Source organism: Paenibacillus sp. EZ-K15 (assembly GCF_002573715.1).
Classification (GTDB): Bacteria; Bacillota; Bacilli; order Paenibacillales; family Paenibacillaceae; genus Paenibacillus_AQ.
Genome location: NZ_PDHM01000004.1, coordinates 259,788 through 274,887, shown reverse-complemented (window position 1 = coordinate 274,887; position 15,100 = coordinate 259,788). Strand labels below are relative to the sequence as shown.

Sequence of the window (15,100 nt, the reverse complement as noted above, 5' to 3'; positions counted from 1 at the left end):
CATACGAGATAAAAGGAAAGTCCAGGCTGATAACGGGGACCATACCCAATCCCATAATGATCGGCATGAGCAGGCGCAGGCCCAACACAACGATGACACCGGTCACGATATTTTTCCCGTAGGAATCGTGAAGCACATTGGATATGCTCCACATTCTGGCGAGGAACAAAAGAACGACCATCCCGACTACAATGCCAAACATCCAGCCGAAGCAATAAATCAGATAGGGGTATATGGAGTCGCTATAAACGTACGGGATTCCCGGATTCGGCGCAGCAAAGCCTTGACCGAACCAACCGGCAGAAGAAACGGTATCCGCGATGACCCGCATGAAATAACCACCGTCCCCCTCACGGTCTGCGAGCCCCTCAAGTCTCCACATGAGGTATATTCTTTTTGTAAACAAGATATAGGCTAATCCAATGAACGGCAGCAGCGTTAGCACCGCAAATTGTTTAATATTCCTTTTCGTCGTCCAGGTCAGTACCAGGAATCCTAGCAAATAGATGAACATATATACCATCGAACCGCTCATACTGTATAGTACGATCGGCAGCACACCCCGATACAGGATGTGGAATACACTTTCCCATACCCCCCACTGAGTCGCAGGCTTCATGCCTGCCAAGGAAATCAGGAGAAGAAAAACAGATGCTACACCGAGCATTGGGACTGCTATCGGACCTAGTACCAAGAAAATCGTTAGTCCATTGACGTCAACACCCCGAATCAACGTAAGTCCCATCAGGCACAGCGTGATAAAAAACAATATCCCGGAGTATTTCTTCAGCTTTCTGTAGTCCAGGAAATAGAAAACGATAAGAAGGATCAGTCCTATACCGAAGAACCACGCTTTTCTAATGAAAAAGTCCGGCAATATTTCTGTCCCCGCATAATCAATACTCAGTGCCCCGAACAATCCAATGAGCGAGAGCAAGGCCAGCAGAACGAGCAGCTTCCAATCCAACTGAGGCCGATGAGCCAAATGCAGGCTTTTGCCGATATCCCCCGGATCCCCCATCTGTTTCACCGCTTCCTGCACCGCAGGCTCCTCCGCATTGCCCTCCAGCATCAGAAGCTCCGTCCGCTCCTCGATATGGCCGAGCAGTTCTTCGCGGATTTCCGGATGCATGGCTCTTGCGCGTACCTGCCTGCACACCCGGGTCAGGAAGTCTTGAACAACCTGATATTCTTCAACCGGTCGCACGCTAGCTTCCCTCCCCGATGACCGTATCCACCGCCGTACGGAATTTGACCCACTCCTTGGTCTTCTCATGGAGCTGCTCCCTGCCGCGCTCGGTAATCCGGTAATATTTCCGTTTTCGTCCATCATGCTGGCTCCAGGAGGAATCCAGCCAACCCTCCGCCTCCAGCGTGTGCAGAATCGGGTATAACGTGCCTTCCTTCATCAGGAACATCCCGTCCGAGCTTTGCTCAATCTCCTTGATCAGCTCGTACCCGTACATTTCCCGCTTGTTCAACACGGTAAGCAATAATATGACGGTGCTGCCTTTCAGCAGCTCTTTGTTAATGCCCATTCCTCAATCACTCCAATACCTAGATAATCTATGTATCGTAAATCTATGTATACGAGTATAAAATAAGCGTCTCCACATTGCAACGAATGTTTTCGAATTATCGGGCGATTCGTGCATCTACATTCTAATCCACAATCAGTGCGCTCCGCCGCACCTAACTTCCAATCAACAAATCGTAGCGCTCGTCGCACCTAACCTTCTATAAGAACAGCAACCTTAGCCTATAAACAATGCGCAGCATTCCCAGAAGAATCCCCCTGAATCGCTCGGAATATGCCAAAATCTGCGGGAATTTGCCAGTACACCGAAAAGCCCGGCAGCTTCAGCCGCCAGGCTAATTTAACAGCAATTCAGTTTTTCCTTTTCACGAATGGATAAACACGCTTGAATCGTTCATGATTTCGCGTGGAACAACATGCCTCTGGAAAACGGCCGAATTCGTGAATATTCGAACCATCACTGCAGCAGCTGCACGCTTTCAATAGCTACCCTTATCTGGATCTCCCCGAACCCGTAACATGCAGGGCAAAATCCTCCGCATGACGCCGCAGCTCTTCATCCGTCAGCTGCATGGCATTATGAACAGTAAATACCGGCAAGTAAATCGCGCCTACCAGGCTGGCCGTCACTTCATAGGGCCGGGTCAGCTCTTCCACCGTGTAGCGGTTGTATCCTTCGCTGCCGTAGGCCTCCGCGGCTCCGCCGGTCGTAACGGCTACGCCCCACTCTTTTCCCTGGAGCTTGTCTCCGCCCGGACCATACGCCCATCCGAAGGTTAGCACCTCGTCGAACCAATGCTTCAAAAGGGGCGGTGAACTGTACCACCAGAAAGGGAATTGAAACACGATGCGTTCATGCTGGAGCAGCAATTGATGCTCGGCCTCGATATCGATATGTCCATCCGGATAACGCTGATAGAGGTCATGCACCGTCACCTCATGATTATGTCTCACCGTCTCGGTTAGTTCGCGATTGATCCGTGATCCCTCATGCAGACCCGGATGTGCAACGATCACCAGTGTTCTCATGTATGATCCCCACCCTTTCCAGTCTCGTGTATGTATACAAAAGGTATCAAGCCCTGACAACGCCCGAATATGAGAAATGTCACAGGTAGCGTTATCGGTCTGTGATACTGTATCAAGGAACATAGCGGGCGGAAAAAGTACGCCAAGGGAGGGGAATAAGAACGTGGCCCTTGTTATTCAAAATGTCAGACTGGCCCATCGCATATATCGACTTACCGTTCAAGGCAGCTATTCGGCACGAATGGGGCAGTTCTTCATGCTTCGCTGCTGGGATACCTATCCCGTGCTGTCACGACCGATCAGCGTTCATAACCTGACGGAGGACTCCGTTTCCTTCTTGTATCGCGTGCATGGAACAGGCACATGGCTGCTATCGGCGCTTCAAGCGGGTGACAAGATTCAGCTGGAGGGACCTTTTGGACAAGGATTCCCTGAGCCCCAAGGCCGGACGGCACTGGTAGGAGGCGGCATTGGAGTAGCCCCGCTGCTGCTGACAGCTAAGGAAATACCTGATGCCAGCGTATATCTGGGATACACCAGCTTCCCTTTCGGAGTCACCGGATTCCACGAAATAAGCCGCAATGTCACCGTCAAATCCGGCGGCACCATTGTAGATGCAGTGGACCCAAGCCGCTATGACACGATATTCGCATGCGGACCGGTTGGCATGATGCACAGTCTGGCCCAAAAAACGGAGAGTACTAACGCCAAGCTTCACGTCTCCATCGAGAAGCGAATGGGCTGCGGCATCGGGGCATGCAACAGCTGCACGTTAACCTCCGCTGGCGCAAGCCGCAAGGTATGCACCGATGGCCCCGTATTTCCGGCGAAGGAGGTGAACTGGAATGATCTCCATCGATTGTGAACTGGCGGGCGTCCCGCTGGCGAATCCGATTTTGGCGGCATCGGGCACGTTCGGATTCGGCAAACCGTATGCGGATCTGTATCCGCTTCGCAAGCTTGGAGGCATTGTCTCCAAGGGACTGACCCTGACTCCACGAATCGGCAATTCTGGAACAAGGCTTTACGAAACGCCATCCGGCATCATGAACAGCATTGGCCTTGAGAATCCGGGCATCCACGCTTTTCTGGAGCATGAATTATCCGAGATGACCTCGCACGGGACTGCGGTCATCGTCAATCTTGGCGGCGGCACCATACGGGAATATACGGAGGGCGCCGAGCTGCTTACCGAAGCCAGCCTCAAGTTACGGTCATCCGGCAAACGAGCTGTCGACATGATTGAGCTCAACATCTCCTGCCCCAACATCAAGGAAGGCGGGCTGGCCTTCGGCGTTGAGAATGAGCAGGCTCAAGAGGTAGTTCGCGCAGTCCGGAAAGCGACCACGCTGCCTCTGCTCGTCAAGCTCTCTCCCGGTGCAAGGGATTTGAAGGAAATGGCACGCATGTGTGAAGCTGAAGGTGCTGATGGTCTTTCGCTCATCAATACAATCCAAGCGATGGCGATTGATATACGGGAGCGGCGAAGCGTTTTTGACAGAGCCTACGCCGGGCTGTCCGGGCCGGCAATTAAACCGATAGCGCTCCGCATGGTCCATCAGGTGGCACGGGCGGTATCCATCCCGGTCGTTGGAATCGGCGGCATCAGCAGCGCCGAGGATATCCTCGAATTCATCATGGCAGGCGCCACTGCTGTACAGATCGGAACCTACAACTTCATCAACTTGCGGGCCGGCGATACCCTGGCCGAAGAATTGATTAAATTGATGGAAAGCGAAGGCATTCATTCGCTGGATGACATTCGAGGCATTATCTGACCTATGATCCTTCATATATAATCAACAGGATCACCTCGAACATGAAGCACCGACACTAACCGACACTATTTGTGATTTTTTTCACCGATAACTATTCTTTTTAAGAATAAAATGAACTCAAGAACAATATTTGTGAAGTAATTCACAAAATTATAGGAGGAAACCAGAATGAAAAGGACACTCTCTCTATCCCTCTCCGTCATGTTGATGTTTGCGCTGCTTGTCGGCTGCGGAGGCAACGGTGACAATGAGCCGGTTAATACGGACAAACCAGCAGAGAGCCAAAACACGGATAACACAAGTAATGCGGAACAGCCTGCACAAGAAGGGACCCTGCAGGACGGCTTATATTACGCTGAAGGCGAGTTTGCTGAAGACTCCGGCTGGAAAGAACTCGTTGCGATTAAGGTCGAAGGCGGCAAGATCGTCAGCGCCAACTGGAACGGGCTTCATAAGGACGGCGGCTTGGACAAAAAGACATTTTCCGAAAAAGGCTTCTACGGTATGAAGGAAAAAGGCGGCGCTCAAGCAGAATGGCATGAGCAGGCAGCTAAAATGGAGGAATACCTGGTAGCTCAGCAGTCGGTTGATGGTTTGACCTTGAACGATGAAGGCCGCACGGATGCCGTGTCCGGAGTATCGATCCATGTCAACGGATTTACGGAACTGGCAGCAAAAGCGCTGGCGGCGGGACCTGTTGAAGCAGGACCATACAAAGACGGCAGCTATCACGCAGAAGCGGCAGATTTTGACGCTAATTCCGGCTGGAAAGAAACCGTCGACGTTGCCGTTATTAACGGCAAGATTGCCGCGGTTAGCTGGAACGGCGTTCATAAAGACGGCGGTACAGATAAAGTTACCCGTTCCAAATCCGGTGAATACGGCATGAAGAACGGCGGAGCTCAATCCGAATGGCATGAACAGGCGTATCAAGCCGAGCAGTATTTGATTGAAAAGCAAGATCCGCAAGCAATCGTAACGGCTGAAGACGGCAAAACCGATGCCATTTCCGGTGTGTCGATCCACGTCAGCGGATTTGTAGAGCTGGCAACGAAAGCACTCGAAGGCGCCAAATAAGCACAAAAGCGATAGATATAAGACAACTATTCCTTGAGGGGAGATTCGCATGAAACAGATTATCGTGCTGGGCGGCGGATATGGCGGTATACTTACCGCCAAGAAGCTGGCTAAACGACTGCGCAAACAGAAGGATTTGCGGATAACACTCATCGACCGCAAGCCGTATCATACACTACTGACCGAGCTGCATGAAGTGGCCGCCAATCGGGTCGAAGAAGATTCCATCAAAATCGATCTGAAAAAAGTGTTCTCCGGATTCCGCAATGTAGACGTGGTGCTGGATGAAATCGGCGGCATTGACTTTGACGGTCAAACACTCCGTGGAGAGAAACAAACCTATAACTATGATTATCTGGTCATCGGAACAGGCAGCAAGCCGACCTTCTTCGGCATACCGGGCGCAGATCAACACGCCTTCACCTTATGGTCGTATGATGATGCGGTTCGCTTGAAGGAACACACCCTGAATATGTTCCGAAAAGCCGTGCTGGAACGCGACCCGCAGGTCCGTAAAGAAATGCTGACCTTTGTTGTGGTCGGCGGTGGATTCACCGGGGTCGAAATGATCGGCGAGCTGGCCGAATTCACGCAACAATTATGCAAAGAGTTCTACGTCGATCCAAGCGAGGTTACACTTCATGTCGCCGACATGGTCGACAAGATCCTGCCGATCCTGCCCGAACCGTTAATTCGCAAAGCCGAGAAACGGCTGCGCAAAATGAACGTCAATATCATCACAGGCTCGAAGATTACGGAAGTTAAACCGGACGGCGTTACCGTCGGCGGCAATGACATCAAATCTCGTACGGTTATCTGGACCGCAGGGGTTGAGGGGTCCGACGTAGTTGGCAATATGGATGTCGAGCAAAAAGGCCGCAAGCGTATTTTGACCAACGACAAGCTTCAAGTTCCTGCCCATCCGAACGTTTATGTCGTCGGGGACAACATTTTCTACATTCCTGAGGGCGCGGCTGCACCCGTACCTCAAATGGTAGAAAATGCGGAACTCGCAGCCCCAGTCATCGCACATAACATTGTGGCTGAACTATTGAACAAACCGATGAAATCCTACAAACCGACGTTCCACGGAACGATGGTCTGTATCGGCAGCCGCTACGGGGTAGCTAACGTAGGTGTTCCTGGCCACATGTTCAGGCTCAGCGGCTTCATGGCTATGCTGGTCAAACATATGATCAATATGCTCTATCTGTTCCAGGTTTGCGGCTTCAACAAGGTATACCATTACCTGCTGCATGAATTCTTCCATGTTCGGAACAATAGAAGCTTCGTGGGCGGACATTTTGCCAAACGGTCTCCGAATTTCTGGCTCGTTCCGCTGCGGATTTTTGCCGGATGGATGTGGCTCTCTCAGGGATGGGATAAAATCCACAAGATTATTGAGGATCCGGATAAGGTGTTCCTTATTCCTGCCAAAGTAGCCGATGGCGTAAGCGCAGCGTCTGCGGCCGGCGCCGATGCTGCCGGAGCAGCCGGAGCTGGAGCGGCTGACGCGGTCTCCGCCGCCTCAGCTTATACCGCAGAAGCGGTATCCGCCCTGCCGGTTCCGGGTTTCATGAAATCCATTGTCGATTGGTCGATGGACCTGATGTTTTACACCGGCGACGGTGGCTATACTTCGCTCGCCTATGTGTTTCAGACCTCGATGGTCCTGGCTGAGCTGATCGTCGGCATCCTGCTGATTGTCGGATTGTTCACGGCACCTGCTGCCGTAGCTAGCGTTGCCATGGGCGCGATGGTTTGGGTATCGGGCATGGCACCTAACGAAATGCTGTGGTATCTGGCAGCTGGGATCGCCTTAATCGGTGGATCGGGCAGCACGTTCGGACTTGACTACTATGTATATCCTTGGCTGAAGAAGGTATGGGGACGAATTCCGATCGTAAGGCGATGGTACGTGTATACGGACTAATCTTCCACCATTCGAGAGAATCGGCTTGTCTTATCTTGCTTGCCGATTCGGTTCATAGGCCGTTCTGCCGTCATTCACACTCTTAATCAACACGAGCCTTCCGGAAGGAGTCAATAACGATGGATATGAAGCTATTACAGGATACGATCGACCTGCTTCGGTCGCATATCGATTCCGGAACGGATATCGATTGGATGGAGATGGATAACAGGCCGGTGAGGGACATTGCTGATATGCTCAACGCTTACGAACTGGCCTATTCCCGTAAAATGACGGTGCTGGCATGCTGCATCCTGATTCATTCCGCGCTAAGCAAGCACGGCAAGCTCCAGGCACAGGACAACGAGAGATTGACGCGCATGCTGCTGGACGGCGATTATTTAACCGGGCTTATGTACCGGATTGCCGTCAAACGGAAGGAATGGAAGCTGCTGTCCCGGCTTCTCCCCTTCCATAAACGCATGCAGCTGAATCTAATGAAGAACGTTTCACCCGAAATCCTGCTTAAAGAGCTGAAACGCGAAATCCGCAGCTATCTGGAGCAACGGAGCGCGTAAGGAGCCATATGGGAAAGGAGCGATGATGCAAATGAACATTCATAACCAAATGGGAGTGGATCTCGCTTCCTTCGACAACCTGCTCCGGGAGGTGGTCACCTCAGACCGTGACCTCTCTCCTCCCTCTGTTGTGCTAAGCAGCGTCATAGATCTCATTGACGCCGGCGGCAAGCGGCTGCGTCCGCTCATGGTCGTGCTCGGCAGCCGTTTCGGGGAAAGCGTGCATGAGCCGGCCGTCATGAAAACCGCCGTGCTGCTTGAATATTTACACATGGCTTCGCTGGTACACGATGACATCATCGATCAATCCGATATGCGGCGAGGCATGCCGACCCTGCATGAAACCACGGATGTCCAGACGGCCGTGCACATCGGCAATTACATGATTGCCCGTGCCATCGAATGGGCTGCGGGTCATCCGAATGACGAGTCAGACAGGAGCAGTGAAGATGTCTCCGAGGCGGATGCTTACCGGTTAGCCGAACTTGCGGCTCTGGTAACCGAGCTCTGTATGGGAGAATACGATCAGCTGCACCACCGCTTTAATTATGAACTAACGCTGGAGCAGTATTTGGAGAAAACGCGCTGCAAAACCGCCCTGCTGATGGCCCACTGCCTGAAAGCGGGCGCGGAAGCAGCCAAAGCGGATGCGAGAACCGCTGAACGGCTGTTTCAATTCGGAGAGTCGCTCGGCATGGCATTTCAAATCCGGGATGACCTGCTCGATTTCACGAAGCCCAAGGAGGCCATCGGCAAGCCGGCTGGCGCAGACCTGCGAAATGGCAACATTACGCTGCCGGTGATTTACGCCCTCAACGATCCAGCCCTTGCACCTGGAATCAGACAGCTTGGCCCCCACTCTGCGGCGGCTGACATGGATGAAGTCATCCACCGCATTGCCGCAAGCAGCGCCATTGAGCAAAGCGAGACGCTTGCCCGATCGTATGCGGAACAGGCTCAGCGAATGATCGGCGACTTTACGGATCATCCGGCACAGCATGATTTGCAGGTCCTGCTCCATTATTTTCTGCCCTAAAGACATAAATCCATATACTCAAAATGAACAGGGATGCATCCATCATGGATGCATCCCTGTTCGATTATGAAAGGATGTTGCAGAACATGTCCTGTATGCGGAAAAGCTTGCAGGCCGATCCACGGAAAAAGCGACTACCTGCTGAATCCCGATACGCCTCTCCCGCATATGTCCAGCGTGAAGGAAATCCGGCAGTCCGTGGATCAGGCCTACCAGGGGATCGAACCGACGAATACGCCGATGCCGATGCATTAATGCGGATGACAGAAAACATCGTTCCTTCACGGCAACGGTGTTTTCTTATAGTTTCATTCTCTACAAGCTGTATTGTGAAACCCACAAAAAAAGATGGACCAAATATCCATTTCACATATTCAATTGCCATATTATAACTTTACGTTTGACAAGATTCTCATCTATGATTTGACTGAGTAAATCATCCGTGGATGGTATATAAATTCGACAAGATTCAAATGTAGAGGAGACTAATCGAAGAGTGATCAGAAAATACCTAAGCTTTCTTACACTAGCACTGCTGTTTCTTTTGTTTACCCATGAGGAGACCGAGGCCTCAAACCAAAAAGTGAGCTTGACCCTCCCCAACGGGGCAACCTATTACGGAGAAGTGAAGAATAACAACCCCCACGGGAAAGGCACCATGAGATGGGGACCTTCCAAAGTGTACAGCGGCGATTGGTACAATGGTCAAAGATCCGGCACAGGAAAATACATATCGGACAGGCTTCCCGAGGACATGAGAATCGTATACGAAGGTAAATGGAAGAACGACCGACCCGATGGAACCGGAGTTCGCAAGGAGAGCAACCCTGATCTTGAATTTTATGTAATCTCGAAGGGCACTTTCAAGGATCATGACTTGCTAACAGGCCATACCGTCACGCAATCCATGGATAGCATTTGGTTTGACTATCGGAATGGAAACACCTTCTTGGAATTTTCCGTATCGGATCGCAAGCAGGCAAATGAACTAATGCATTCCAAATTGGCTCGCGGCCACATCCAACTGCTGAATTATTACAAAAGGGAAAAGTCCGCGCTTGACTACAAAGGGTTCGAATATGCAAGAAGCATGGAGGATTACGGGAGTTCCATCAGCGAAGGCGTATATCGAACGGGTGACTATGAGGTGATGGAGCTCTATACCGGAGTGAACCAACGTTTCGAGGATGAAGAATTCTATAGAGTAGAGAATTACAAGAACGGGAAACTCGTTACCGCAAAAGACGTGAAGGAGAATGGACGGTTTGCTGGGATCGTTCAAGGGAAAATCAATAACAATAAACATGTCTTGCAACCCTATCTGGGTGAATTCTCAAAACTATTAAAAGACATTGGAAACGACCCAGAGCCGATAAGCTGCAGCAATTCGTCCACAAGTGTTTGTGAAGCCTTCCCTATAAAATTCGAGTAAAATAACCGCAGTCAGTCCGTAAGGATTGACTGCGGTTTTCTTTCCTTCAAGCCCCAAACTACAGCAGCGCGGCTGCGGCCACGGGCAGCAGGAACAATGCAACAAACAGCGTGTCCGCCCGCTTCCATACAAAGGCCCTGAACCTGCTTCGCGGCGCACCCAGCCGGTAGCCTCTGGCTTCCATAGAATCGGCGAGCCCGATGGCGCGCCGGAACGCGCCTGTCGTTACAGGCACCAGCAGGGCAATGATCAGCCGCGCCTTCTCCTTCAGCGACCGCGACGACAGGTCCAGTCCCCTGGACTGCTGTGCCTTCCACAGCCGCTCCGCTTCCTCGAAGATGGTCGGAATGAACCGGAGGGCAATGCCGAGCATCAGCACCAGTCGATCGGTAGGCACGCCGATATAGGTCAGGGGCCGCAGAAGGCTGCCGAGCCCCTGGGCCAGCTGCTCCGGCTGGGTCGTGAAGGTCAGCACCGCCGCCAACATGATGAAGAGCGCCATCCGTGATGCGGACACGATGCCTTTTTCCAATCCGCCGGCATACACCTTGAACGCGCCCACATCCAGCAGTTTCCCGCCTCCCGCATCATAAAGAAGGTGAAATACCAGGATGAACAACAGCAGGAACATCAGCGGCTTCATGGCTCTGATGAAATAGCGGTACGGGATACCCGTAGCCCGAATCACCGCCGCAGTGAACAGCAGCAGCGCGAGCACCCCCATATATCCGTCTACCAGGAACACGGCTACCATAAAGAGCGGCATGGCAGCCGTCTTGGCACGCGGGTCCAGACGGTGAACCCATGAATCACCTTCCATATATCGGCCCAGGATGATTTTTCGCTTCATCCATGCTTCCTCCTTTCGCCTCTGCTTCGCCCTGCCCTATATTTCAAGCTGGCTTGCGTACCAATCCGCCAGCGCCGCCGCATCCGGTGGCATCTCCGGAGGCTGTACTCCAAGCTGAGCTGCCAACTTGCCCGCCATCCGCACGGACGACGGAGCCATCAGTCCCGCCTGCTCCAGCACCTCCTGCCGGTGTACCAACTCTTTGGCAGTTCCTTGAAATACGACGCTGCCATCTTTAATCACAACGAACTCGTCCGCGTAGGCCACGACTTCTTCCAGCCGGTGGGTGACGATGAGAACCGTCTTGCCTTGGGTCCTCGTTAATCCATGCAGCCGCCCCATCAAATCCTCACGGCTGGCAGGGTCGAGGGAGGCCGTAGGCTCATCCAAAGCCAAAATGTCGGGGTCAGCCGCCAATACGGCAGCCACGGCCGCTTTTCGCATCTGGCCCGAGCTTAACTTGAAGGGACTCTGCGCCAGCAGCTCCTCGTCTAATCCGACGAAGGAAGCCGCTCTGCGGACCGCCTCGGCAGCTTCGGCTGGACTCCGCCCGAAATTAAGCGGCCCGAACAGCAGATCTTTCTCCACCGTCTCATCAAACAGCTGCTGCTCCGGGTATTGGAACACCAGGCCGACGCGCTGCCGCAGACCGGCAGGGACTTTCTTGCTGTCACCCGATTCAAGGCGAAAATCCAATATGCGAATCAAGCCCTCATCTGCCCGTATCAATCCGTTCATATGCTGGAGAAGCGTTGATTTTCCCGAACCCGGCGCACCGAGGACGGCAATCATTCTGCCTTCCTCCAGCTCCAGATTAAGGCCGTCGAGTCCAAGAATAGGGCTCATCCCCCGGTCCCGGTAGCGGTAAGAAACCTCTTCGAATGATATGACCATAACGCCTCCAGCACCTCCTTCTCCCTAACCAGCTCGCCGATATCAATCCCCCGCGCCTTCAGCTCCCTGCATAGCTGGAGGGCAAAAGGAACCTTTAGCCTGCAACGCTGGAGCAGCTCTTCCTGCAGCAGCAGCTCCCTTGGACTTCCGTCTGCCGTGACCATTCCGCCATCCAACACGATCATCCGGTCTGCTTCGGCCATCTCCTCTACGTCATGGGTGATGGAGATGATAGTATATCGGCCTTCGGCATGCATGGTTCGCATGAAACCCAGCAGCTCATTCTTAGCCTTCTCATCCAGCATGGAAGCTGCCTCGTCCAAGACAATGATAGAAGGCTCCATCGCCAGCACGGCAGCAATGGCAGCGCGCTGCTTCTGTCCACCGGACAAAGTAGCCGGATGACGGTGGAGCAGATGGACGATATCCAGCCGCTCCGCATAGGTCCGAATCCGCTGCAGCATCTCTTCCCGGCTCAGACACAGATTTTCCAGGCCAAACGCAATATCATCCTCTACGGTGAGGCCAACAAACTGATCGTCAGGGTTGGCAAACACCATGCCAATATGACGGCGAATTTCACCCAGCGTACGGCCGTTCAATTCCAGCCCATCAATAAGAATGCGTCCCCGACTCATGAGGAGAAGTCCGTTTAACAGGCGAATCAGCGTGGACTTGCCTGCCCCGTTCCTTCCGGCGATGCATACCCATTGCCCATGGGGGATCGCCAGCGAGACGTCTTTGAGCACGTTCGTACAGCCCTGTCCGTAATATACATGCTTGAGTTGGACCGCGTGCTCTGACTTATCGGTTATGTCCACCATGCCTAACGCCTCCTCCTTAACTTTCCGTGTGAAACATGCCAAACGGATCGATACGTCGCAGGGATTCGATCAGATGTTTTGCAGCCCATCCCACAAAGATCCCCGTCACGACACCCGCCCCGAGCAAAAATGGCAAGTAATAATAAATTTTGGTTGTTCCCAATACCAGCGAGGCTGCCGTTAATTGGCCAATATTATGAGCAATGCCACCTGCGATGCTCACGCCGGTTAAACTGAAATTATGGCCCCCGAGCCTAAGCATGACATACATCACCAGAAAACTCGCCAGCGCGCCGAACATACTGAACAGGAAGGTCGAGAAGCTTCCCAGTATAAAAGCAGTCAGCAATGTCTTTAAAACAATAAGCCACAGGGCATCTCTGCCCCCTAGGCAGACTAGACAGGTCAGCACCAAAATATTGCCAAGTCCCAGCTTGGCACCGGGTATCGTGACCGCGAATGGAATCAGGGCTTCCACAATGCCAAGCACCACCGATAAGGAGGCGCAGATGGCGATTACGACCAGCTTGCGGAGTGCATGGGGATCAGGAGACAACGGCATCCGGCTCACTTCCTTCAACTTGATCTCCAGTCACTTCTACAAACACCCGATTGGGCAAACATACAATGGTGCCATGAACATCGTGAACGTGACCGAACCCAATGCAGAGCTGATCCGGACAATCGGACTCGACCATCTCGATCCCCTCGCGGGAGACCCTCAAGAGGTTATATCCCCGTTCTGTCCGGATTTCTATATCTCGGGGCTCTTCCGTAAGCGCCACCGTATCATAATGCTTTCCATTCACCTCGATCATGGCATAGGTTCCCTGCGCCGCTCCGTCTTCTCCCATAAACTTGGATATTCCAAACCAGGCGACAACCGCTATCAGCACGAGCGCTATTCCAATATCTCCGCGTTTCATCAGCATCTCTCCACTTCGCTTTGCTTATCTTCATTATCAGGGCTGAACCAAGTGCCAGAAATGATTTTTCTCACATTCAGCAAGGGAAGGGTCTGATACGCTGGGATCATCGGAACTCAATTTAGAACAGCATCAGAACTGAAAAGAGGAGGCACTGTCATGTATAGGAAGCTTCTTTCCTACAGCAGCCTGTTGATCATGCTCACCCTGTTGATGACGGGATCGATTGGCTGCACTACCACAGCAGATCAGAAGGTAGCCGCCAGCAACGAACCGGCAACCGAACGTTACTTTATATTCGATACCATTGTAAGTCTCCGCGTTTACGATGAACGGATGACGCCCCAGCATTTCGATGAGGTAGGCGCACTGCTGGATCGGATCGACCAACACATGAACCGTCAGCTGGCGGACAGCGAGATCGATCGGGTCAATCAAGCGGCGGGCAAGTCCGAAGTGAGCGTATCCGAGGAAACCTTCAAGGTTGTCCAAACCGCCATCGATTATGCGGCGGCTTCCGGCGGACATTTCGAACCGACCGTAGGCCCGCTTGTAGACCTCTGGGGCATTGGCGGTGAACACCCCGCTGTGCCGGAAGAGGATGAGCTGGATGCTGCCATGAAGCAAATGAACTACAAGGATGTCATTTTGAATCCTGCATCCCATGCCATTCTGCTGAAGAAAGAAGGAATGTCGCTGGATCTGGGGGCCATCGCCAAAGGATATGCAGCGGACGTCATCGCGGATTATTTGCAGCAGCAGGATTTCCATTCGGCCATCATCGACCTTGGGGGCAACATCCTTGCCATGGGATCGAAACCGGACGGTTCACCGTGGAATATCGGCATCCAGGATCCCGGAGAAAAGCGCGGGCAGCATCTGGGAACACTGGAGGTCGTCAATAAGACGATCGTAACCTCCGGCGTGTACGAGCGCTTCTTCGAAGCAGACGGAAAAGTGTATCACCATATTCTGAGCCCCTTCACCGGTTATCCGGTCGATAATGACCTACTCAGCGTAACGATTGTGACCGACACGTCCATGGACGCCGACGCCATGTCAACTTCCGTCTTCTCGCTTGGACTAACGGAAGGACGGCAGTTCGTCGAGAGCCGCGACGATGCCGAAGCCATTTTTGTCACCACCGATCATCAAATCTATCTCACCTCAGGTCTGACCCATGCATTTAAACTGACCAATGACGATTATCAGCTTGCCAAATAAACT

The 15,100-nt window shown here is 52.6% G+C and carries 17 protein-coding genes; 9 read left to right on the top strand and 8 right to left on the bottom strand.

Going from position 1 to position 15,100, the window contains the following annotated elements; genetic code table 11:
* The 3 genes from CRG97_RS02310 to CRG97_RS02300 form a co-directional block, all read right to left on the bottom strand.
* On the bottom strand, nt 1-1,207 hold a 1,207-nt coding region (locus tag CRG97_RS02310; protein WP_098741562.1), incomplete at its 3' end, for an FtsW/RodA/SpoVE family cell cycle protein.
* A 1-nt stretch (nt 1,208) separates the two neighbouring features.
* Nucleotides 1,209-1,538, bottom strand: coding sequence for a PadR family transcriptional regulator (locus CRG97_RS02305; RefSeq protein ID WP_098741561.1), 330 nt, complete (start codon nt 1,536-1,538; stop codon nt 1,209-1,211).
* A gap of 491 nt (nt 1,539-2,029) precedes the next feature.
* Nucleotides 2,030-2,566: an NAD(P)H-dependent oxidoreductase gene (locus CRG97_RS02300; RefSeq protein ID WP_098741560.1), complete on the bottom strand. Its 537-nt coding sequence runs from the start codon at nt 2,564-2,566 to the stop codon at nt 2,030-2,032.
* 163 nt (nt 2,567-2,729) lie between these two features.
* On the opposite strand from CRG97_RS02300, the gene CRG97_RS02295 reads away from it, so the two are divergent.
* The 8 genes from CRG97_RS02295 (at nt 2,730) to CRG97_RS02260 (ending at nt 10,379) form a co-directional block, all read left to right on the top strand.
* Nucleotides 2,730-3,431 (top strand): dihydroorotate dehydrogenase electron transfer subunit, encoded by a 702-nt coding sequence (locus CRG97_RS02295; protein ID WP_098741559.1) that lies wholly within the window; start codon nt 2,730-2,732, stop codon nt 3,429-3,431.
* Nucleotides 3,412-4,344, top strand: a complete 933-nt coding sequence (locus CRG97_RS02290; protein ID WP_098741558.1) for a dihydroorotate dehydrogenase — start codon at nt 3,412-3,414, stop codon at nt 4,342-4,344. Before CRG97_RS02295 ends, CRG97_RS02290 begins: the two co-directional genes overlap by 20 nt.
* Before the next feature lie 168 nt (nt 4,345-4,512).
* Nucleotides 4,513-5,421 (top strand): FMN-binding protein, encoded by a 909-nt coding sequence (locus CRG97_RS02285; protein ID WP_098741557.1) that lies wholly within the window; start codon nt 4,513-4,515, stop codon nt 5,419-5,421.
* 49 nt (nt 5,422-5,470) lie between these two features.
* Nucleotides 5,471-7,354, top strand: a complete 1,884-nt coding sequence (locus tag CRG97_RS02280) for an FAD-dependent oxidoreductase (RefSeq protein ID WP_098741556.1) — start codon at nt 5,471-5,473, stop codon at nt 7,352-7,354.
* Nucleotides 7,355-7,473: 119 nt separating this feature from the next.
* On the top strand, nt 7,474-7,911 hold the full coding sequence (locus CRG97_RS02275; protein WP_098741555.1) for a hypothetical protein: 438 nt from the start codon (nt 7,474-7,476) through the stop codon (nt 7,909-7,911).
* A gap of 31 nt (nt 7,912-7,942) precedes the next feature.
* Nucleotides 7,943-8,947 (top strand): polyprenyl synthetase family protein, encoded by a 1,005-nt coding sequence (locus tag CRG97_RS02270; RefSeq protein WP_098741554.1) that lies wholly within the window; start codon nt 7,943-7,945, stop codon nt 8,945-8,947.
* A gap of 48 nt (nt 8,948-8,995) precedes the next feature.
* Nucleotides 8,996-9,202, top strand: a complete 207-nt coding sequence (locus CRG97_RS33155) for a hypothetical protein (protein ID WP_098741553.1) — start codon at nt 8,996-8,998, stop codon at nt 9,200-9,202.
* 241 nt (nt 9,203-9,443) lie between these two features.
* Nucleotides 9,444-10,379: an MORN repeat-containing protein gene (locus tag CRG97_RS02260; protein ID WP_098741552.1), complete on the top strand. Its 936-nt coding sequence runs from the start codon at nt 9,444-9,446 to the stop codon at nt 10,377-10,379.
* Nucleotides 10,380-10,437: 58 nt separating this feature from the next.
* On the opposite strand, the gene CRG97_RS02255 is transcribed toward CRG97_RS02260, so the two are convergent.
* The 5 genes from CRG97_RS02255 to CRG97_RS02235 are packed head-to-tail and all read right to left on the bottom strand — an operon-like array spanning nt 10,438 to nt 13,873.
* Entirely contained in the window at nt 10,438-11,229 is a 792-nt protein-coding gene (locus tag CRG97_RS02255) for an energy-coupling factor transporter transmembrane component T family protein (RefSeq protein WP_098741551.1), read from the bottom strand.
* Between the two features lie 36 nt (nt 11,230-11,265).
* On the bottom strand, nt 11,266-12,123 hold the full coding sequence (locus CRG97_RS02250; protein ID WP_098741550.1) for an ATP-binding cassette domain-containing protein: 858 nt from the start codon (nt 12,121-12,123) through the stop codon (nt 11,266-11,268).
* On the bottom strand, nt 12,072-12,947 hold the full coding sequence (locus tag CRG97_RS02245; protein WP_076322472.1) for an energy-coupling factor transporter ATPase: 876 nt from the start codon (nt 12,945-12,947) through the stop codon (nt 12,072-12,074). The genes CRG97_RS02250 and CRG97_RS02245 overlap by 52 nt, the downstream gene beginning before the upstream one ends.
* 16 nt (nt 12,948-12,963) lie before the next feature.
* On the bottom strand, nt 12,964-13,509 hold the full coding sequence (locus CRG97_RS02240) for a Gx transporter family protein (protein WP_098741549.1): 546 nt from the start codon (nt 13,507-13,509) through the stop codon (nt 12,964-12,966).
* On the bottom strand, nt 13,493-13,873 hold the full coding sequence (locus CRG97_RS02235; protein WP_098741548.1) for a NusG domain II-containing protein: 381 nt from the start codon (nt 13,871-13,873) through the stop codon (nt 13,493-13,495). The genes CRG97_RS02240 and CRG97_RS02235 overlap by 17 nt, the downstream gene beginning before the upstream one ends.
* A gap of 159 nt (nt 13,874-14,032) precedes the next feature.
* Between CRG97_RS02235 and CRG97_RS02230 the strand changes: the two genes are divergently transcribed.
* The gene (locus tag CRG97_RS02230) at nt 14,033-15,097 is read left to right on the top strand and encodes an FAD:protein FMN transferase (RefSeq protein ID WP_098741547.1); all 1,065 of its coding nucleotides are present in this window, start codon (nt 14,033-14,035) and stop codon (nt 15,095-15,097) included.
* The last annotated feature ends 3 nt before the right edge of the window (nt 15,098-15,100 follow it).